The 20,898-nt window shown below is 37.3% G+C and carries 19 protein-coding genes; all 19 read right to left on the bottom strand.

Features of this window, described 5'->3' with window-relative positions:
- The 19 genes from AAA071_RS00360 to AAA071_RS00270 all read right to left on the bottom strand — a co-directional run bounded on the left by AAA071_RS00360 (position 1) and on the right by AAA071_RS00270 (position 20,898).
- Positions 1-1,446, bottom strand: coding sequence for a GumC family protein (locus AAA071_RS00360; protein WP_004697438.1), 1,446 nt, complete (start codon positions 1,444-1,446; stop codon positions 1-3).
- A 150-nt stretch (positions 1,447-1,596) separates the two neighbouring features.
- Complete coding sequence (locus AAA071_RS00355; RefSeq protein ID WP_004693378.1) at positions 1,597-3,423, bottom strand: polysaccharide biosynthesis protein; 1,827 nt, start codon at positions 3,421-3,423, stop codon at positions 1,597-1,599.
- 37 nt (positions 3,424-3,460) lie between these two features.
- The gene (locus AAA071_RS00350) at positions 3,461-4,204 is read right to left on the bottom strand and encodes a polysaccharide biosynthesis/export family protein (RefSeq protein ID WP_004697402.1); all 744 of its coding nucleotides are present in this window, start codon (positions 4,202-4,204) and stop codon (positions 3,461-3,463) included.
- 408 nt (positions 4,205-4,612) lie between these two features.
- Positions 4,613-5,323: an ABC transporter ATP-binding protein gene (locus AAA071_RS00345; protein WP_287519098.1), complete on the bottom strand. Its 711-nt coding sequence runs from the start codon at positions 5,321-5,323 to the stop codon at positions 4,613-4,615.
- A 1-nt stretch (position 5,324) separates the two neighbouring features.
- Positions 5,325-6,086 carry an ABC transporter ATP-binding protein gene (locus tag AAA071_RS00340; RefSeq protein ID WP_004697257.1) on the bottom strand — a complete coding sequence of 254 codons (762 nt, stop codon included), beginning with the start codon at positions 6,084-6,086 and terminating at the stop codon, positions 5,325-5,327.
- A gap of 11 nt (positions 6,087-6,097) precedes the next feature.
- Positions 6,098-7,111, bottom strand: a complete 1,014-nt coding sequence (locus AAA071_RS00335; RefSeq protein ID WP_024061205.1) for a branched-chain amino acid ABC transporter permease — start codon at positions 7,109-7,111, stop codon at positions 6,098-6,100.
- Positions 7,111-7,992 carry a branched-chain amino acid ABC transporter permease gene (locus AAA071_RS00330; RefSeq protein WP_024061206.1) on the bottom strand — a complete coding sequence of 294 codons (882 nt, stop codon included), beginning with the start codon at positions 7,990-7,992 and terminating at the stop codon, positions 7,111-7,113. Before AAA071_RS00330 ends, AAA071_RS00335 begins: the two co-directional genes overlap by 1 nt.
- A gap of 16 nt (positions 7,993-8,008) precedes the next feature.
- Entirely contained in the window at positions 8,009-9,157 is a 1,149-nt protein-coding gene (locus AAA071_RS00325) for an ABC transporter substrate-binding protein (protein WP_118091540.1), read from the bottom strand.
- A 120-nt stretch (positions 9,158-9,277) separates the two neighbouring features.
- On the bottom strand, positions 9,278-11,197 hold the full coding sequence (locus tag AAA071_RS00320) for an ABC-F family ATP-binding cassette domain-containing protein (RefSeq protein WP_118091539.1): 1,920 nt from the start codon (positions 11,195-11,197) through the stop codon (positions 9,278-9,280).
- 28 nt (positions 11,198-11,225) lie between these two features.
- A complete protein-coding gene (locus tag AAA071_RS00315) occupies positions 11,226-12,548 on the bottom strand; it encodes a type II secretion system protein GspD (RefSeq protein ID WP_118091538.1) in 1,323 nt (440 codons plus the stop codon).
- Positions 12,530-13,378 (bottom strand): hypothetical protein, encoded by an 849-nt coding sequence (locus tag AAA071_RS00310; protein ID WP_118091537.1) that lies wholly within the window; start codon positions 13,376-13,378, stop codon positions 12,530-12,532. The genes AAA071_RS00315 and AAA071_RS00310 overlap by 19 nt, the downstream gene beginning before the upstream one ends.
- A gap of 125 nt (positions 13,379-13,503) precedes the next feature.
- Positions 13,504-14,493: a UDP-glucose 4-epimerase GalE gene (galE, locus tag AAA071_RS00305; RefSeq protein ID WP_270278885.1), complete on the bottom strand. Its 990-nt coding sequence runs from the start codon at positions 14,491-14,493 to the stop codon at positions 13,504-13,506.
- A 9-nt stretch (positions 14,494-14,502) separates the two neighbouring features.
- On the bottom strand, positions 14,503-15,939 hold the full coding sequence (locus AAA071_RS00300) for a glucose-6-phosphate isomerase (RefSeq protein WP_287518508.1): 1,437 nt from the start codon (positions 15,937-15,939) through the stop codon (positions 14,503-14,505).
- An 83-nt stretch (positions 15,940-16,022) separates the two neighbouring features.
- A complete protein-coding gene (locus AAA071_RS00295; RefSeq protein ID WP_058948421.1) occupies positions 16,023-16,301 on the bottom strand; it encodes a DUF1294 domain-containing protein in 279 nt (92 codons plus the stop codon).
- Between the two features lie 20 nt (positions 16,302-16,321).
- Positions 16,322-17,245: an NAD-dependent epimerase/dehydratase family protein gene (locus tag AAA071_RS00290; protein ID WP_349233991.1), complete on the bottom strand. Its 924-nt coding sequence runs from the start codon at positions 17,243-17,245 to the stop codon at positions 16,322-16,324.
- A 22-nt stretch (positions 17,246-17,267) separates the two neighbouring features.
- Positions 17,268-17,993, bottom strand: a complete 726-nt coding sequence (locus AAA071_RS00285; protein ID WP_008713648.1) for a ribonuclease H1 domain-containing protein — start codon at positions 17,991-17,993, stop codon at positions 17,268-17,270.
- Positions 17,994-18,003: 10 nt separating this feature from the next.
- Complete coding sequence (ybaK, locus tag AAA071_RS00280) at positions 18,004-18,495, bottom strand: Cys-tRNA(Pro) deacylase (RefSeq protein WP_058948419.1); 492 nt, start codon at positions 18,493-18,495, stop codon at positions 18,004-18,006.
- A gap of 81 nt (positions 18,496-18,576) precedes the next feature.
- Positions 18,577-19,575, bottom strand: a complete 999-nt coding sequence (locus tag AAA071_RS00275) for a nucleoid-associated protein (RefSeq protein ID WP_024061215.1) — start codon at positions 19,573-19,575, stop codon at positions 18,577-18,579.
- A 27-nt stretch (positions 19,576-19,602) separates the two neighbouring features.
- Complete coding sequence (locus AAA071_RS00270; RefSeq protein WP_349233990.1) at positions 19,603-20,898, bottom strand: AMP-binding protein; 1,296 nt, start codon at positions 20,896-20,898, stop codon at positions 19,603-19,605.

Here is a 20,898-nt window from a genome sequence, read left to right as displayed (position 1 = left end):
TTAACCTCTCACTTTGCGCAACAATGCTACGAAACGATTACTAGGCTCTTCGTATTCTACTTCTTTATGATTTGGAATCACGCCCAAGTTTTGAATGCCAAGGATGTCATTAATCTCTTGTACAGATTGGACTTTGCGATTACCAAAGAATTGGCCCAATATATAGAGGCAACCAAAGATGAGGCCTAAAATGGCAGAGCCTAATAAAATAAGAATCTTACGTGGTGCAATCGCCTTTTCTGGCAATGTAGGAGGATCAACGATTTGAACTTCATTCGGTACCATAACCTCTGCTACCTTCGCTTCTTCTAAGCGAGTAGATAACATTTGATAGATATCTTGTGCCACATCTACATCACGTTTTGCTTGGATATAACCGCGTTCTTTTTCAGGTAATCCCTTTATAGCTTCTTCGTTTGCTTTATCTAGCTCAGCTAATGTAGATTGTTTACCTTGAGCTACAGCTAAAGCGGCTTCATTTTTAAACTTATCCGCTAGCAAGCCTTGTTGTGCAGAGTTGCTTGAAGGTGCTTGTTGAGATGCAATGGCGTTGATTTCAGCATTTAGACCACTTTTAGCTTCTTCAATTTGTTGATTAATTTCTTTCATCGCAGGATGTTCATCAGTATATTTACCAATATAAGAAGCTTTACGAGATTCTAAATCTGCTAACTGACCCTTGTAGGCTTGAACCGTAGCACTATCAGCGATGCTTTTACCTGCAGAACCTAATTGCTCATTGATACTACCAAGTGCAGCTTGTGCCGTTTCTAAATCGAGTTGATTTTGAGCCTTCTCACGATCAATTAGAGTAATCTTATCAGTTAAGCCTTTCATCTGATCAGCTGTAGAGTACACCTTATTATCTACTTGGAATTGTTGCAATTTATTTTCTGCTTGCTCTAATTCAAATTTTGCAGTAACAACGCGTTTTTGTAAGAATTCACGAGTAGTTCGTTGTTCAACATGAGAAATTTCGGCAAGACGTTTCAAGAAGGTATCAATAAGTAATTGATTAGCTTCTTGTGCTTGCTCAGGGCTCTTACCAGTTACGCTTACTTGTAATAACTCGGTTTCTTTATACGGTTTAGTTTCAATGCGAGTTTTAACAAAATCTTCATATGTTGGCGCATTACCGGTACCTTCAGGATCTTCTATAGCAGTAATTACTGGCTCTACTACATTACGACTTTTTAAAATTTCTGCATCTGTGTTCATCAATTGACGAGACATAGAATCAGAATAGGCATTAGCACTAGATAATACAGAATTGCTCAAACCTTGAGCTTGTTTAATGCGCAACATCGATGTAGATTGATATGTAGATGGTGCAAGAAAGGCATACGCACCACCTAAAACCATACATGCTACCGTAATATTAATAATTTTACTGCGCTTTTTAATGAGGACTCTGCCTACCTCTTTTAAATCAATAATTTGTTCCACCCATATACCCCTTTCTGTAAAAGTATACAAACAACAGGGTCTCTCCCACTTAGAATATTAACTGTACCTAACCCTCTCAATAAAGGCACAATGTATCAAAATTAAAATAGTCTTATACATATATCGGGTAATAAATGTATCATCCACGACCTATACATTATGATTTGGATCGTATGTAGGAATGATATCCTGCAATACATTAATCACATCTATATCGGTTTTACATGTATCAAAGCGCTCTATTTCACGACTCAGCCATTCTTGATCAACATCTTCTAGAGCTGCTTCAAAAATTTTCTTATGCGTAGTAGTATTCGTACCTTCTCCGGCAGTTAATAGTTCTTCATATAACTTTTCACCTGGACGTAAGCCAGTAAATTCAATACGAATATCCTTATTAGGCTCAAAGCCAGAAAGGCGAATCATATTCTTAGCCAAATCGACAATTTTAACCGGTTCACCCATATCCAAAAGGAACACTTCTCCTCCATTCCCCATGGCACCAGCTTGAAGTACTAATTGACTGGCTTCAGGAATAGTCATGAAATAACGTGTCATTTCTGGATCTGTAACGGTTACAGGACCACCTGCTTCAATTTGTTTACGGAATAAAGGAATAACCGAACCACGGCTACCAAGTACATTACCAAAACGAACTGTTATAAACTTAGTATCATATGTGTGATTCATACCAAGTACAACTTTTTCAGCAACCCGTTTTGTAGCGCCCATAACGCTAGTTGGATTCACCGCTTTATCCGTGGAAATCATAACAAATCGATCTACCCCATGAGCTCCGGCTACATCCGCAACATTACGAGTACCATAAATATTATTTAATACCGCAGCAATTGGCTGGATTTCCATAAGAGGCACATGTTTGTGAGCTGCCGCATGAAATACTACATCAGGATTATAGTTTTTGAAAATTTGTTCTAATTGATTCTTATCGCGAATATCTGCAATGATTGGAACCAAGGTATCTTGGGGCGCAATATTGCGCAATTCTTGATGAATAAGATAAATACTATTTTCACCATGACCTAGAAGCAATAGCTTTTTAGGCTTTACACGTAAAACTTGACGACAAATTTCAGAACCAATAGAGCCCCCTGCACCAGTAACTAAAACCACTTTATCCTTAAGATATGTTTCAACCTTGGACGTGTCGAGCTGAATCTCATCACGCTCCAACAAGTCCTCGATTGAAACAGGATGTAAATGAGATACAAGAACTTCATCATCAAGTAATTGATACATCCCCGGTAAAATATTGATTTTACATTTTAAGGGAGAACAGATTTCCATGATTTCTTGAATAATATCTCGCTTCACGGAAGGCATGGCAATAATAATTTCTTCTACCTTATATTTAGCAACTAATGCTGGAATATCTTCACGATTACCGAGAATTCTAAAACCATTCATAAGACGATTATGTTTAAACATGTCATCATCAACATAACCAATCACTCGACGAGAACGCTTATGATATCGTTCAATTTCACGAGCTATAGTTGCACCTGCATCACCGGCGCCTATGATCAATGTATTCACTTGGCCACTTTCACCATCATCCCCACTGCTATAGTGAAGTGCCACATAATGAAGCAACATACGTCCCATACCTACAGCACCTGTAGTGAGGAACCATGTAATAAAATAGACAGAACGTGGTAATGACTTACCAAATACAAACATAGAGGAATAGAATAAAGCCGTACCAATTGTAGTCGCTACAAATACTGCTAATACCTCTCGCATCCCTGCATAGCGCCAAATACGTGTATATAAATGCATTATCAAGAACATCAACATATACGAAATAAGTAATAACGGAAGTGCATCCACCATTTGATTAATATATTGAGGTTCTATGTGTCCATCAAATCGAATAAAAAGACTGATAAAAGCAACGATTACAATCGTCACAATATCGGTAATAAACAATATGGATGGTAATAAATATGAACGCAAAAAAACGCCCCCTTATATGATAGATATCGCCTTATCTTTAATCCTTACCTATTCGTGATACCATATAAGCCCCTGTTAAGATTGGAGCAATATCACGAGCAAAGTTGATACGACTATTCTTAGTTAAGTAAAGAATATCACCTTCACGCATGATGTAGTTTTCAGACATATCTCCAGTTTGTAAAATACGATTCAAATTGATAGGAATCGGTTTCTCTGGATTATCTTGATGAATCAAGTAAATTTTCTTCTTTGCTGTATCCCAGTTAAAACTACCTGCAGCCCCAATCGCATCAATAACTGTACTAGATTTAGTCAACGTATAGGCGCCAGGCTTATTAATTTCACCAAATACATATACGCGAACACCGCCCAATTTCGATACATTTACTGTGATATCAGGATTAATGATATAACGAGACAAACCTTGCTGTAATTCAGCTGTAAATTCATCTACAGTTAAGCCATCTGCTTTTACAGCACCAACCATAGGAAACGATACATATCCATCTGGTCTGACGGTATACACAATGTCATTACCATTACGCGTACCAAGCTCTGCCTGCTGAACCACTTGAATATTCAGTTCATCGCCTTGACGCAGACGATATTCTTTATCAGAGCTAATTACAGATGCACTATTTTCCAATGGTGCATGGCCTTCCATTTGTACATTCTTAGCATTATAAGGCTGATTAGTATTTATATTAACTGGTGCAGCCATAGCCATTGTTGTAGTATATAAGAATGTAGCCATCATCATATACTGTTTCTTCTTCATACTTACCTCTTTTTTATTCAACTTATTTAATTCATCACTTAATTATTGATGTATCTTATATCTAAAAAATCAGTCATGCTATTTTATCATTTTTTTAAATATACTTCTACAAATCTAGTATCTTCCAGGCGAACTTCATAAAATCTTCAACAACAATTCCCTAAAAATATAGTATTTTCAATATATGTTCATTAATAATTATTTGCTTTTTTCATTCCTAATTCACTAGATTTATTATTGATTTTCTTAAAAATAATAAAAAATTTATAAACTCACTTCATTATCAGCTCACATAGTGCTCCTATTTCTATCAGAATTAGTGATAAAAAATAAGGTGTATATACTAGAAATCTAGTATATACACCTTATTCAAAGTTTTTGACACTAATGATCGCTTTATATAATTACTTATTCAACACGACCACCTAAATAAGCTTCCATAACACGAGGATTATGGCGAACTTCATCAGCAGATCCAGATAATACCATTTTACCAGTCTCCAAAACATACGCATAATCAGCAATCTTTAATGCTTGGCGTACATTTTGTTCTACTAAAAGAACTGTTGTTCCATCGGCACTGATTTCTTTAATGGTTTCAAAGATCTCATTTACTACTAAAGGCGCAAGCCCCATAGATGGTTCGTCTAGTAATAACAACTTTGGACGAGCCATAAGTGCACGGCCAATAGCTAGCATTTGCTGTTGACCACCAGATAAAGTACCACCCAATTGATAGCTTCGTTCATCAAGAATAGGGAATCGTTTAAATACCTTTTTGATATCTGCTTCGATTTCTTGATCTTTACGTGTATAAGCACCCATTTCAAGGTTCTCATAAACACTCATATCTTGTAGTATTTGACGCCCTTCAGGAACTAAAGAGATACCATTCTGTACAACTTGATGAGTTTGACGACTCGTAATATCTTGACCTTCAAAAATCACTCGACCAGATGTGGGTTTTACAAGTCCCATAATAGTCTTCATCGTAGTAGTCTTACCAGCACCATTAGCACCAATAAGAGATACAATCGAACCTTGTGGAACCTCTAGGCTTATATCTTTTAGGGCTGTAATATGTCCATAACCAGCCACAATATTTTCTAGTTTTAACATATTACACCTCTTCTTTACCTAAGTATGCTTCAATTACAGCTTCATTATTTTGAATTTCTTGAGGTGTACCTTCGGCAATTTTCTTGCCAAAGTTAAGTACTACCAAACGATCACAGATATTCATCATCAATTCCATGGCATGTTCGATAACCACAACGGTAATACCTAGGTCACGAATCTTGCCAATCAATTGACGCAGAACTTCAGTTTCACTATCATTCATACCTGCTGCCGGTTCATCAAGCAAGATTAACTGAGGGTGTGTCGCTAAGGCACGAGCGATTTCAAGACGACGTTGCTTACCATACGGTAATGATGTGGCAACCTCTTCTGCATCTGCTTCAAGACCTACAAGCTTTAAGAACTCATAAGCAATACCACGACAACGCTCTTCTTCAATGCGTTGACGTTTTGTTTTCAAAAAACTAGATAAGAAGCCAGAGCCAGTACGACAATGCATACCGGTTAAAACAGTTTCAAGAGCTGTCATATTGCCAAAGAGACGAATATTTTGGAATGTACGAGCAATACCCATTTCAACAGTTCTATGAGGCTTAATCCCTACAGCAGACATACCATCAAAAACAATTTCGCCCGAACTTACTGGGAATACACCTGTAATCAAGTTGAACAGTGTCGTCTTACCAGCACCATTTGGACCAATAACACCAAATACTTCACCTTGTTTAACGCCAAAAGATACTCCTGTGAGGGCTGCAACGCCACCAAAGCTTTTACTTACGTCATTTAATTCTAATAGCATTCAGTTCCCTCCTATCCTTGTTTTTCTTCTTGTTGTTTGCGTTTATATGCTTCAAAACGTTCTGTCAACACTTGTGATTCAGGAATATATGGAGCCTTTTTAAAGCCTAATTTGCGACTAATTTTGTCTACCATCGATTCTGTCAGAATACCATCTGGGCGAACTGCCATCAAAATAACGAGTAATGCACCGTAGATGATGTCCCGATAATCGGATAAGAAGCGCAATACTTCTGGCAATAATGTAAGAATAAAGGAACCTAATACTGAGCCCCATACTACATTAGAACCACCAAATACAGGGAATAATAAGATTTGAACTACCTTATGGTAGCTAAAGTCTGTAGGATTTATAAAGTTTGTAATATGCGCATACAAACCACCGCCAATACCAGCGATGAAAGCACCAATGATAAAGGCCATCATCTTATAGTATACAACGTTAATCCCCATCAATTCTGCTGCATGATCATCAGCCTTAATCGCTGCAAAGGCACGGCCCACACGACTATTATTGATTCGTACACAAAAGGCAATAATCAATACTAAAATAGCTAACAAAATAATGATAGCCATTAGATTGCCCCATGCAACAGCATCAATGCCCATTAAACCATCGATATCAAGTTCATAGGCTAAGTTTGTTAATTCTTGAGGAATGGATGGAATACCAGAAAGGCCTAATGCACCATTAGTAATATCCAAATTCAAGAAAATAACACGCACAACTTCGCCAAAACCAAGAGTAGCAATGGCAAGATATAATCCGCGAAGACGTGTTGTTGGTAAACCGATAATAACGGCTACAAGGCTAGCAACTAAACCACCAATGATAATGCCTAAAACGATAGGCAAATCAGCTTTCAAAGAAAGGATAGCGCCTACATATGCACCAACGCTCATAAAGCCAGCAGCCCCTAAAGAAAGCTGACCACTTGCAAGTGTGAAATAAATTGAAATACCCATGATGGCATTGATGATGAAAAACATCACGATCTGTAGATAATACGGGTTCAATAAATCCATTATGGTCTCCCCCCTTTATCTTTAGATCCAAACAAGCCTTGTGGGCGCCAGAATAATAATAGGATGATGAGACCAAAGGCCACAGCATCACGGAATGTAGATGCGCCATATGCAACAGAGAAGATTTCTGCTACGCCTAAAATGAAGCCGCCAACCATGGCACCTGTAATATTACCAAGGCCACCTAAGATAAGTACTGCAAGGCCTTTAAAGCCTATAATAACCCCCATCGTAGGCTCAATAGCATTAAAGGACAAGCCTACCAACACGCCTGCAGCAGCACCTAAAGCAGATGCAATCATAACTGTAACAGATATAATCATTGTTGGATTAATACCCAAGAGAGCTGCTGTTTCCGTACTCATAGATACAGCGCGAATAGCCTTACCAATCTTAGTTTTCTTAATAACTATATTAAGAATCAGCATTAAAACAATAGAAACGCCTAAGCCAATAATTTGTACCATGGAAATTTTGAAAGCTCCAAAGTCGATTAGGCCACCAATATAGTCTGGTGGGAACGATCTAGTTTGAGGGCCCCAAAGCAATAATGCCAAACTTTCAAGGAAAATAGAAACACCAATAGTACTAATAAGTGGTGCCAAGTGAGACACCTTTTTCTTACGAAGTGGACGAAGCGCCACAAATTCTAAAAGATAACCAAGGATAGCACCGACAGCCATAGCTACGATAAGGGCTACAAAAATGTTAACGTCAAAAACAGTTACCATAAAAAGACCAACGAAGGCACCTATCATAAAGATGCCTCCGTGTGCCATGTTGATGATATTTAAAACGCCAAACACAAGTGTTAAGCCAATAGCGAGTACAGCATATAAGCTACCGAGGGTTAACCCGTTAACTAATTGTTGTAAAAACACTATACTACCTCAACTTTTATTTTTTTAATGCGTCAAATTGACCGTTTTTAATTTGTAAAACTTGAACTTCCATGGAAGGGTCGCGTTTTTCGTTGAACTTGAATTGACCAGTTACACCAACAAAGTCAGCAATATTTTTCAAAGCTTCTCGGAATTTTTCACGATCTGTAGTGGAACCTGCTTTTTTCAAAGCTGCTTCATAGAGGTATACCGCATCATAAGCTTGAGCTGCGAATTGGTCTGGTTCTTTACCGTATTTATCTTTATAAGCTTTACGGAAATCTTTTACCTTTTGATCGTCTTTGTTAGGGAACCAAGGTGTACCTACGATAACGCCATCAGCTGCAGCACCTGCAATTTTAATGAATTCAGGGCTGTTAAAGCCATTGGAACCAACTACAGGTTGATTCATACCCATTTCACGCATTTTTTTCATGATTAATGCGCCTTCTTGGTAAAGAGAAGCAACTACGATAACATCAGGTTTTGCTTGTTGAATCTTAGTTAATTGTGCAGAGAAATCAGTATCTTTATCTGCAAATGTTTCAGTATCAACGATTTGTACGCCTTCAGATTCCAATGCTTTACGAGCTGTATTATTTACAGATACCATTTGGTCATTATTGTTGGAGTACATAATAGCTGCAGTTTTGAAGCCTAAAGTTTTATGTGCTTCTTTAATTGCAGTATCTACTGCCAAGGATTCAGGTACAGCATTACGGAAAATGTAATCGCCGATATCTGTAATACCTTCAGCAGTTGTAGATGTACCAAGAGCTACGATTTTACTTTTGTTTGCTACAGGACCAGCTGCCATCATTTCACCAGATAACATTGGGCCGATAACAGCTACAACTTTATCCTTAGAAATTACTTTATTCATTGCATTAATTGCTTCGTTTTTATCACCTTTAGTATCTTCTACTAATAAGTTAATTTTTACAGCATTTGCATCAGCATTGATTTCGCTTACTGCCAATTCTGCACCAGCTTTAATGGACTCACCATATGCTGCTGCACCACCAGTTGTTGTTGTCAACAATGCGATTTTAGCTTCATTGCTATTTGCATTACCTGCATCTTTATTGCTGCCACAACCAGCAGCAACTGCCATTACACCAGCAAGGCCAAAAATGACTGCTTTTTTTAACATGGATTTATTCATGTTACACCCTTCCTTTAAAACATAAAACTTTGATTCTATACCTATATTATGAGAAATTTCAATCTTTTGTCAATTAAAAGAAAATGATTTTAATTCCTTAATAATATATACATTAAAAAGCTATTCACATAGCCGTTCCCACTTCTCATATAATGAATCCAACTCAGTTTGAGTCTCTTCAATTTGTATGGAAATTTTAGACATTTCATCTAAATCTTGTTGTACTACAGGATTAGCTAATTGCACCTCATACATTTTCATCGTCGCCTCGAGGCGAGCAATTTCAGCTTCTACCTCAGCTAATTGTTTTTCTACCATATAAGCATTTGGCTTCTTCTGATTTTCCTCTATAGTTTCTGATGCTGAAAGCATTGACTCATTAGTAGGAGTAGCTTTACTATCACGCTTACTGCTCTCAGAGTTTTTCTCATTAGCTAATGCTAATAAGTCTTCTTGCTCTTTCAGCTTTTCCTTATAGTATGAATAATTACCGAGGTACTCTGTAATTTTACCTTCATCTAGAATTACTGTTTTTGTAGAAACTTGATCTAAGAAGTATCTATCATGAGAAATAATAAAGCAAGTCCCTTCAAATTGTTGTAATGCTCTTTCTACGATTTCTCGTGTAGGAATATCTAAATGATTGGTCGGTTCATCTAAAATTAGGAAATTATCGCCTTGAAGAAATAACTTAAGCAAAGCTAAACGAGCGCGCTCACCACCCGATAATTCACCTACTAGCTTAAATACATCATCACCTTTAAATAAGAACGACCCAAGCACATTACGCGCCTTATCCTCACTGTAGTTAAAGTGATTCATAATCTCTTCTACTACCTGCCAAGAATCGTGCAACTCTTCGTGCTCTTGTGAGAAGTAACCCACTTGTACCCGATTGCCAATATCTACATGACCATTTTCAGGGAATAATTCTCCTACAATAGTTTTCACCAGTGTAGACTTACCAGCTCCATTAGGCCCGATAAGTGCTACGGATTCACCACGTCGAACAACAAGAGAGATATCATTAATAATACGACTTTCACCATATCCTACAGATAAGCGATCTAGTACTAAAACCTTATCGGCACTCATTGCTGCAGGAGGGAACGAAAATTGTAAATGATGTGAAGTAACAGGTGCCTCTAGACGTTCTAATCGATTGAGTTGAGACTGACGACCACGAGCCATTTTAGACTTGATACCAGCACGGTATTTATCTATATAAGCCTCTGTTTTCTTAATGTACTCCTGTTGTTTTTCATAAGCCACCATATCTGCCTTTAAGCGTTCATCCCGTTGTTGAATATACCGACTATAGTTACCGCGATAGGTTGTAGCCTTATGATTATCTAACTCTACAACACCTGTGACAATACGGTCTAAAAAATACCGGTCATGACTTACAATGAAAATTCCACCCTGATAGGCAGATAGGTACCCCTCTAACCACTCCAGCATATCCATATCTAAATGGTTAGTTGGTTCGTCTAAGAATAAAAAATCGGGACTACGTACTAATGCTTTAGCTAAGTTAATACGTGTTTTTTGACCACCTGAAAATGCATTAGCCGGCTTATCTAAGTCATCGTCAGTAAAACCAAGACCATAGACTATGCGCTTTGTCTTTTGCTCGTAGTCATACCCGCCTAACCATTCTAGACGATTCTGTAAATAATCTAAGCGTTGTAAATCCGATTCGCTAGCCTCTTCAGATTCCAATCGACTAGTGAGTTCTTTTAATTGTTTTTCCAATGCATGAACATCGGCCCAAGCCTTTTCTATTTCTGTAGCAAGGCTATCATCCCCCAGATTTACATCTTGTTGTAAATAGCCAATACTAGCAACAGGCGACTTGACTACATTACCTTCATCCAGCTCTTCATAGCCTAATATGCACTTTAACAAGGTAGATTTTCCAGCCCCATTAGGGCCTACCAAGGCGAGTCGATCACCTTCTTTTAACTCAAAGGACACATTGGAAAATACTTGGCGCACTCCAAACGATTTTCCAAGGCCTATCATTCGAATGCGTTCCATTCACAACCTCCTAATCATTTACTCTTCATTATACCACAGTTGCCCTCACTAACATTAGCATTTCTATAGAGTCTTTTGTTTTTCGACTATGACGGAATAATTTTCCTAACAAAGGGATATCTCCTAAAATAGGTATCTTTTGTATTTGATGTTGATCTCGATTGTCCATGAGTCCACCAATAACCAGCACTTCTCCTGGTTGTAATCGTACTCTTGTATGTGCTTGACGTGTGCTTATTTTATAGGCTTTCATTTCAGATACCATAATAGGTGTACTCACCTCTGCATGTATTTTAGCATCTACACCATCATCAGCAGTAATAATAGGAGTATAATTCAACTTAATGCCCACCTCTTCATAACGAGTAGAACGCTTTCGTTCTCCATTCACTTCCGATTCTTCTATAACTGGTATTCTTTCACCTATCAAGATATGTGCAGTCTCACCATTGAGAGCCATAATAGATGGCTTTGCAATTAGAACGGCTTTACCTGAGCTTTCCATAAGACTTAGCTCTGGTTTTACAAAGAACTTATAGGCCTCTCCAGTCGGAGTTTTGCCAAAGGTAACGGCACCATAGGAATGTGTTTTATCTTCTCCATGGCCGGTCAAGCTAAGCCAAGACCATCTAAATCCTTGTTCCTTAGCATAGGATTGTTCCATAGCAATGATGGTAGCTTCTAATTGCACTTGTTTTGGTTCCTTGTCGATAGCACGTACTAAGGTTTCTACACGTCGCTTTTCTCCACTCGTCAAATGCATAATTACTTCGTTTTGTTCTGAAAGCACTGCCATTTTATCATTTTTTACCACTGTGCCTACCACATTTTTCAAAGACTCAGCCGGCAAATGTTCAGGTGATATAACATATAGCTCTCTTTTTTCAAGTTTTTCATCATCAGAATCAATAAGAAGGGTATTATGCTCCTTCGATACGGAAAAATGATATAACTTACCTAATTCATTAATAATTGCTTCTGGTGATTCTCCCTTTACAGTGGCCGTAATACTCCCTTTTAACGACTCTACACCAATTACGGATATACCATAACTACGACAAATGCCTAAGACGGTCTCCTTTAAGGATGCATTGCGTACAGAAATCGTTATGAGTTCGTTCCCAACCTTTTTTTCATTTTTATCTACTTCACTACTATTTACGATAGTTTCAGAACTACTAGCAGTTATTCTATCATTTCTATTAGTACCTATCCTATCAGTACTATTAGCAAATACCATGAACGGAGTTACAAGCATGACGACCATCCATAAGCTTATTCGCAATATAACTATCACTATAATCTTATCTATATATTTTAGACCTAGAAAGTTTACTCGATTCTTAGCCACCGTGATGAACCTCCTTCAATAATTTCTACACCACTTGCAGTTATCTTAGATACTGATATTTCTTTCCACACACTTCCTATACTAACCATTTGTTCCTCTGTACCTTTTCGTAAAATGGCAATATTCTGTTGTCCCTCAATAATACCTATAAGCTCTATGGGATGTTGTTTGATAGGATTACTTATAGTAGGTTGTATACTGGATCCAACTCGTCTAGCACTAGTATCTTTAGATTTTAATTCAATATAATTACCACTATGCTTTTTATTATTTCTTTTTTGTTGATATTTTCCATTTCTACGACTTTTATCTTCCGCTTTTCCAAAAGTACTCTTTTCATCATCGGACTCATATAAATTATTATTTATATCAACGAAATTGCCATTACTATCTTTAGTCATCTTATTCTGACCAAGTAAATCATCTATAGGAATATCTTTAAAAACCTCTCGCCAAGGATTTGCTCGCTCAACACCGGTAATATCATATAATAATCGTCCATGAACATTGCTTTTTACCTCTCTATCCTTTACATTTTTTATATCACTTTCATCTTTAAAATAGTTCTTTCCTTTCCCTGTTCTATTACCATGTGTTGTTTCTTTTGATAATTTCTCTGAGCCTCGTTCATTTTGATTACCATCTCTACCATTAGATTGATCTAAACTAATATGAACATTTTCCTCCTCATGAGGATAAAAAATACCAATACCTAAAAGGGCCACCGCAATGATAAGGAAAATACCAAGTGCAAACTTATAGTGGCGCATAATAAAATGCTGCTTATCAATCCACATTTTCATACGTTCTATATAGTCTCGTAAATTCATAATCCACCTCCTGCTGACATATTCTAGGAGGCTCTTTTAAAATCCTACAAAAAAATGACTCTACCAGTCACCACGGTGACTAATAGAGTCATTCATTATATTGACAAATCAAAACTATTTGTTCTTTATTTACTACTAAACCCATCTGGATGAGATGTATGCCAATGCCATGCATCTTTGATAACATCAGCAACATTACTAAATTTAGGATCCCAACCAAGTAAATTTTTAATTTTTTCAGAGGATGCAATTAATGTTCCTGGATCACCAGCACGGCGATCACCATATTGAACAGGAATATCGATACCTGTAACCTCTTTTGCAGTCTCGATGATTTCCTTTACAGAGAATCCATTGCCACTACCAAGATTAAATACTTGAGATTCTCCGCCTTTACGTAAGTAGTCCATAGCCAATACGTGAGCAGTTGCTAAATCATTGACATGAATATAGTCGCGTACACATGTGCCATCAGCCGTATCATAATCAGTACCAAATACAGTTATATGCTCTCTTTTACCGCGAGCCGCATCTAACACAAGTGGAATCAAATGAGTTTCAGGATGATGGTCTTCTCCAATCATACCAGACGGATCTGCACCGGCCGCATTGAAATAACGCAACGCAACATATGTAGAACCATAGATAGAACTATAATCAGACATCATTTCTTCTATCATCAATTTAGTGCGACCATATACATTTGTTGGTTGCAGTTGAGCATCCTCACGAATAGGCACTACCTTTGGCTCACCATACACAGCAGCCGTACTAGAAAATACAAAATGCTTTATACCTGCGGTACGAGCAGACTCAATAAGGTGATAGGAACCAACTACATTATTTTCATAATAAATAGCTGGATTTTGCATGGATTCACCAACTTGTGAGTGAGCAGCAAAATGCATTACACCTAGGATGTTATGTTCTTTCATAATGCCTACTAGTTTAGGATCTGCAATATCCATATTGTAGAACTTTACCCCTTCAGGAATAGATTCTACATGCCCTCGAGATAAATTATCTACAATGATTGGTGTATATCCTGCTTGTTGTAAAGCACGTACAGTATGACTCCCAATATAACCAGCACCACCTGTTACTAAAATATTCATAGTTCCCCCTCATGAATTATGTACATCCTTTGCTCGAGCCAATTTGGGCCCAATGAGACGCTTATAAACCTCTACCCCTGGTTGATCAAAAGCATCAACGCCCGCAAAAATGGACTCAAAATAAACGGCCCAACAATGCATAAACATAATTTCCCCTAAATGGAATGCGTTTAATGTTGGTACAGTTATAGTCATGTTAAAACGATTGTCACTAGACAAGGCTTCTCTATTAGCATCTAAAGCAATGTTTAAAATATCACAAATGCCTACATCAGATAGAGAGTGTAAACGTTCATATTGACTATAAGAATCTGGAACAATGAGATTATGTTTCCAGTCCTTAACCTTAATAAATTGAACTACCTTATTTAGGCGCCCCTCTTGATGCTCTTGAACTTGAGCATGCATATCCATAGTACCTACTGCAGCTACTGGCGTACGGCCATATGGTAGACAAGTATTACTCATTTTTCCAAGAGATTCGGATAGGAGCTGTACATACCAATCAGATAATGAGTGGAGTGCTTCACTATAAGGCATAAACACCTCTATAATACGACCATATCGTTCAGATGCAATATATTTCAATAATGCACTTAAAAGGCCTGGATTTTTAAAAATGTCTTCTTCTTGACATGCTACATCCATAGATGCAGCACCAGCTAAAAATCCTTCAATATCAAATCCTACAAGAGCGGCCGTTACAAAACCAACTTCTGTAAATACAGAGAAACGACCACCTACGCCATAAGGAATACTATAGGTCTTCCAATTATTTTCTATCGCCATAGATCGTAAAATCGTAGGATGTTCATCATCAGATACATCTGTAACAGCTATCACTTCGTAGTTAATATTACGATCTTGTAAAGCCTTCTCCAAAATCATGAAGTTAGCCATAGGTTCAATGGTAGATCCAGACTTAGAATTAATAACGAGCATCACCTTATAATCAGGACCTTTTTTCTGAGCTTGACACTCTAACGTACGAATTAGCCCTACTAAGTAATCACCATCCACATTAAAGCCTGCAAAGTACATTCTAGGATAGCCGTCGCGTTCCTCTGCACTGTAGTTATTCCAAAATGCTCCACATTGCACATCAAAAATAACTTTGCTTCCCAAATAGGAGCCCCCAATACCTAGAGATACAACCGTATCAATATTATGGCGTGCATAGTCACGTAATTCGTAGAGCCGCTCTAACATATCTGGTGTATTGATACCATCTTCTGAAATATATGGAAGTTGGTAAAACAACACAGGTTCAGGTAAACCATCTTTAGAAACATGACCTTCTTCGAAGCCTGTAGAACGCAAAATATTTGTATGACGCCATACATTTTGTATAGCTCGTTCAAAATTATTCACATCGCGTTCTTGTATGCAACTTTCATTATATATATTAGCATAATCTAACGCAAAACCTGATTGTAATCGCAACATCAAATATCTCCTTCACTGACATTTTATGTACAATATTCTTTTATTATACCATAAAAGAATGAATAAAATATTAGTTTATACAATCATTTTACCCACAAGCCATAACCGAATCCGACTGCATATACAGACCAAAGTAATGCAAAAGGGATGGCTAATTTAAATTTAATTTTTAATGTCTTATGACGCCATAGGACCATACCTAATAAAGCACCAACACCACCAAAGGCAAAAGCTAAAAATAGTAATGTGAACTCTGAAATCCGATCATATCCATTAATGGCACATAATTTATCATATCCATACAGGCTAAATACGATAAAATTCCATATACCTACGGTCACCCAAAATTGCGTATCACTCATATCCCCAAACCTTATACCCCTTACTTATGATGAGCTTTAAAGTATTCTAATGTCTTTTGTAAGCCGTCCTCTAATGTTGTAGTAGCAGTAAAGCCAAAATCACGTTCAGCTTTCACATTACTTAAGCGCGAATGTTTAATATCTCCTATACGCTCATCTTCATAATAAACCATAAAATCTGTCCCGCTAATAGTCCGGAATCGCGTAATCAACTCATTCACAGATGTTCCCTTATTGGTAGATATATTATAAATACCTGTGCATTGACCATTCCCCATAGCCTTAATGTTAGCATCTACCGCATCATCTACATAAATGAAATCTCTAGTTTGCTCACCATCACCAAATACAGTTAATGGTTGCCCTTCGACAATCAAGCGGTTGAAAATACTGATAACACCACCTTCACCACCATCACCTTGACGTGGTCCATATACATTAGCATATCTAAAGCATACTGTATTTAATCCAAAAGCTTCATGATAAATTCGCAAGTAGCCTTCTGCAGTAAGCTTTGTTAAGCCGTAAAAAGACGAAGGCATACCACTCAAGTCTTCAGTCAATGGCAATACTGCCAAGTCGCCATATACAGCAGCTGATGAAGGCATTAAAAATTGTTCAACATTCACTTTACGACAAGCATCGAGAACATTAATAAGCCCTATTAGATTTACATCACAGTCATAACTTGGGTTCTCCATGGAGGATTGTACCATTGTTTGCGCCGCTTCATGGAAAACAATAGACGGCTTAAACTCTTCAAATACAGATAGTAATTTTGGATCTCGTACATCCATCTCAATAAATTGAGCATCTTCATGTACAAAGGAGCGCATACCTGTAGATAAATTATCTATAACGAGTACATCATGACCTAATTCAATTAATCTATCAACTAAATGGGAACCAATAAATCCGGCCCCACCAGTAACACATATATTCATAGCGCCCTCCCTTCTAACATCTTTAAATACCTGCACCTTGTTTTGCTAGTGCATCAGCCATTTCATTATATGTATCGCCCGTATGAGCAGCCACCTTGTGAAAGTAAACTCGCACACGATTTTTTATAGAATCATAAAATGCTGAGTACTCTTGGGTTAGCTCATTATTACGTTTCCATCCCTTAGTAGCCCACATTTCTATGCCCATATAATCATAGTAAAGTGAACATTCAGAAATCCCATTATCAACGGCGTATTTCATAACATGCATAGCAGCCAACAACTCGCCAGCTACATTCCAAAACGATGTATATCGTTTATCAGTAGAGGAAAAAGAAAAAGTTTTCCTCTTGCCATTCAAAAAGATAACCCCACCTGCCCCAACAGTATTGGTCTCTTTATTATAACTACCATCGATATACGCAACCATATAGTTTGGAGTAGTAAAATCTGGTTTCACAACATTTGCTGATACTTTACTTTGAATACTAGAACTAGAAACTATAGGCCTAGAATTTTTAGATTTAAACTTCACTTCTTGTGGCGATTTAAGTTCACTCTTTTTAGCGCTCATAAAATCACTTAAAGACAAACCTGAATCCTCTACAAAAGCACGTGCTTCGGCTTCTGTGGAAAATGATTTGTAGATAGCACCACCATAGCCCTTTACTTGTTTTTCACAGTCAGACCATGTAGTGTAAACTCCTGGTACACGACCCTGACGAACAGCATAAAACTTTTTTGCCATACGCCCCCCCTTAATGGTCCATTGTCAGTTCAACAAATTCAGCATTTACAACAGATGCCAAATCCTTTGGATTTACCTTCATTTGCATACCGCGTAAACCTGCGCTTACATATACAAACTTTTGGGGTTCCATAGTAGCATCAAAATAGGTAGGAAATGCTTTTTTCATGCCTACTGGAGAACATCCACCGCGCAAATAACCTGTAATACCTAACAAATCCTTAACATGAACAAGCTCTACAGACTTATTATGACTAACACGTGCTGCCTGTTTCATATCTAACTCTTCAGCCACAGGAATACAGAATACTACATATCCAGTTTTGTCACCTTTGCCAACTAATGTTTTAAAGACTTGTTTCTCATCGAGTTTTAATGCTTCTACTACATGAAGGCCAGCAGCACGCTCTTCAGACCACTCATATTCGCTAATACTATAAAGTATCTTATGAGTATCTAAAATACGTAATGCGTTTGTTTTTTTATGTTTCTCTTTACTCATCATAACCTCCATATACTAGCATAGCAAATAAATTTAATCATTACATAATATATTTCTATAGACAAATATAATTTTTCATTACTATTTATTTACGATTTTATTAATATTTTTTAATTCAATACGCAAGGTACCATCATCATTAGTTTTTATCTCAATAAACTCACGATTTTTCATATATTCTACAGGAAATGAAATCTCAATACCTGTATCTGTTTTAATCTTATGATGCTCTCCAACCTTCGTGGCAAACTCACGATTGACTGGCAAAGGACGCAGCATATCCGCATCAGCTAATTCTTTTTTTGCCGCCTCTTGTTGAATAGGATTCGCTTTAAATACCTCTTCTACAATACGAACAGGATCAACGGTATCTGATACTTCTGCATTTTTAGCAATCATAGATTTAGCGGTTGTCAACTCAACAACGCCATCAGACTCATGAGCTTGAGCCACCTTATCTACGATAGTCTTTACCTTTCTCACCGTATCTCGCGAGGATTGATTAGTCCCTAATTGCAAAACCTTATCTGCTAGGATATAGGATACCTCACCATCAAATTCCCCTTTAGGTTCAAAAATTCGAACGCTAAAATCATGCAAATTAATGGATGCAAAGGCACGTAACTTCTGTGACGGCATCGGCAACACAGCCTTATGAGAAACGAGTTCTGTAGCCAATGTACCATCATCTTCACTGAATAATTGATGGGTAAAAGCATCATGAGCTTGACACAAAAGAATACAAACATAAGGCGTATCCGTAACGGCTTCACAGATAATTGTATCAATAACAACAGAATCAGTAGCTTGTTTCATGTATGAAAATAAGCTTTCACCTAAATTCTTACATAAATCAATAAACTTAAGCTCTCCATTTTTATAATCTAATAATTGTTTGCCCACAGGGCTCGCATCATGTAAGGTTCCGGTTCTAGCCCCTGGATCTTTAAAAGCCTTAACTACATGATTTGCTATATAATCTTGTATAGCTTGATCCCCAACCTTTAATTCATGTTCAGAATATACAGCTAACGAGGATGTAAAGTCGAAAATCTCTAGCGCCGCCTTATTAATCTGCATGATGCCTCCTTGTAGTACAAAAAATGTTTACCCTTTATTATACCACTCTTTTAGCTTTCGTTTATCTACTTTTGAGCATTCCGTAAGGGGTAGCATAGGAACTTCTATTATAGCTTTTGGCCACTCCACAGAAGGCCTTTTATTATGAATAAAGTCTATAACTTCATTCAATCTAGCCTCACCATCTAGCACCATATAAACTACGTAGTCTTCCCCTCGTATCTCATCAGTAATATCAATTATAGCAACCTCGGAAACCCCTTGTAAGGATTGTAAATACAATTCCATCTCTGGAATAGAAATTTTATATCCCCCTTTATTGATTACGTCGCCTGCTCTCCCATTAAACATTAGATAACCATCGCTATCGATATATCCACAATCATTTACAGTATATGTATTAGGAATCCCTTCAATATGATATTTTGTGGTCACATAAATAACATTATCAGTCTCTGCTATCTGTATGGTTGGGAATGGTCTCCCCACCGTACCTTCTCGCTCTAGCCATTCCTTACCTGTACAATACGTTATATAGTTAAGCTCTGATGCGCCATAGTACAAGATAAACTCCATATCAGGACATATATGTTGTAACTGTTCCATTAATTGTCGATCTAGAACTTGAGATCCTGCAATTATATATTTAATAGATGATAAATTACTTTTACAGTGTCGTACCAATAATCGTAGTTTTGTTGGTAATGCATATATATGGTCTACATTGTATTCCTCTATGAGCTGTATCCATCTACTAGGACGCAATGAACTCGTAGTAACAACGGTCCCTCCAGCCCATAAAGCGGCAATAACCATATTGCTAACACCTGTGAAACTAAAACTCCCTTGTAAAAAGATTTTAACATCTTTGTTTATATGAAAAATATTATTTTGAATATCAAAAAAATCACGCCAAGACCTCTCTCGTCTCCACAAAGGTTTTGGTCGTCCCGTAGTCCCCGATGTAAGTACTCCAAAATCAGCTAATGGCGGTACACCTTCATAGGCTATAATACGATCTAGCTCATCTACATAAGCCTTATCCATCTCATTGTGACATACCATAGGAATATTATCTTTATATATTGCCCCAAGCCACTGTGTAAGTTGTTCAACAAACGACAATTCCTTAATTAAAAGAACCTTAGTTTTTAATGTCTCTTTAGACTGAGTAAAATTTACAATGTGACTTGTATTATTAATATCTACCGATAGAATAGCATCATATAGTTCACCATATGTATATTGTATGTCATCTACGATTAGGGCAATTTTATGGGGCTCTAACTCTTTATTCTGTTGTAAGCGTTCAATAATTGTCAT

This window comes from Veillonella parvula (assembly GCF_040097785.1).
Classification (GTDB): Bacteria; Bacillota; Negativicutes; order Veillonellales; family Veillonellaceae; genus Veillonella; species Veillonella parvula_D.
The sequence above is the reverse complement of the archived record's forward strand: the minus strand, read 5'-3'. Positions and strand labels throughout refer to the sequence as shown.

Coding starts and splice junctions, on each gene's coding strand:
- AAA071_RS00350 (WP_004697402.1), bottom strand. CDS start 4,204: ATGAAGAAGAAACAGTATATGATGATGGCTACATTCTTATATACTACA.
- AAA071_RS00345 (WP_287519098.1), bottom strand. CDS start 5,323: ATGTTAAAACTAGAAAATATTGTGGCTGGTTATGGACATATTACAGCC.
- AAA071_RS00340 (WP_004697257.1), bottom strand. CDS start 6,086: ATGCTATTAGAATTAAATGACGTAAGTAAAAGCTTTGGTGGCGTTGCA.
- AAA071_RS00335 (WP_024061205.1), bottom strand. CDS start 7,111: ATGGATTTATTGAACCCGTATTATCTACAGATCGTGATGTTTTTCATC.
- AAA071_RS00325 (WP_118091540.1), bottom strand. CDS start 9,157: ATGAATAAATCCATGTTAAAAAAAGCAGTCATTTTTGGCCTTGCTGGT.
- AAA071_RS00320 (WP_118091539.1), bottom strand. CDS start 11,197: ATGGAACGCATTCGAATGATAGGCCTTGGAAAATCGTTTGGAGTGCGC.
- AAA071_RS00310 (WP_118091537.1), bottom strand. CDS start 13,378: ATGAATTTACGAGACTATATAGAACGTATGAAAATGTGGATTGATAAG.
- galE (WP_270278885.1), bottom strand. CDS start 14,493: ATGAATATTTTAGTAACAGGTGGTGCTGGTTATATTGGGAGTCATACT.
- AAA071_RS00300 (WP_287518508.1), bottom strand. CDS start 15,939: ATGTTGCGATTACAATCAGGTTTTGCGTTAGATTATGCTAATATATAT.
- AAA071_RS00295 (WP_058948421.1), bottom strand. CDS start 16,301: ATGAGTGATACGCAATTTTGGGTGACCGTAGGTATATGGAATTTTATC.
- AAA071_RS00290 (WP_349233991.1), bottom strand. CDS start 17,245: ATGAATATATGTGTTACTGGTGGGGCCGGATTTATTGGTTCCCATTTA.
- AAA071_RS00285 (WP_008713648.1), bottom strand. CDS start 17,993: ATGGCAAAAAAGTTTTATGCTGTTCGTCAGGGTCGTGTACCAGGAGTT.
- ybaK (WP_058948419.1), bottom strand. CDS start 18,495: ATGAGTAAAGAGAAACATAAAAAAACAAACGCATTACGTATTTTAGAT.
- AAA071_RS00275 (WP_024061215.1), bottom strand. CDS start 19,575: ATGCAGATTAATAAGGCGGCGCTAGAGATTTTCGACTTTACATCCTCG.
- AAA071_RS00270 (WP_349233990.1), bottom strand. CDS start 20,898: ATGACAATTATTGAACGCTTACAACAGAATAAAGAGTTAGAGCCCCAT.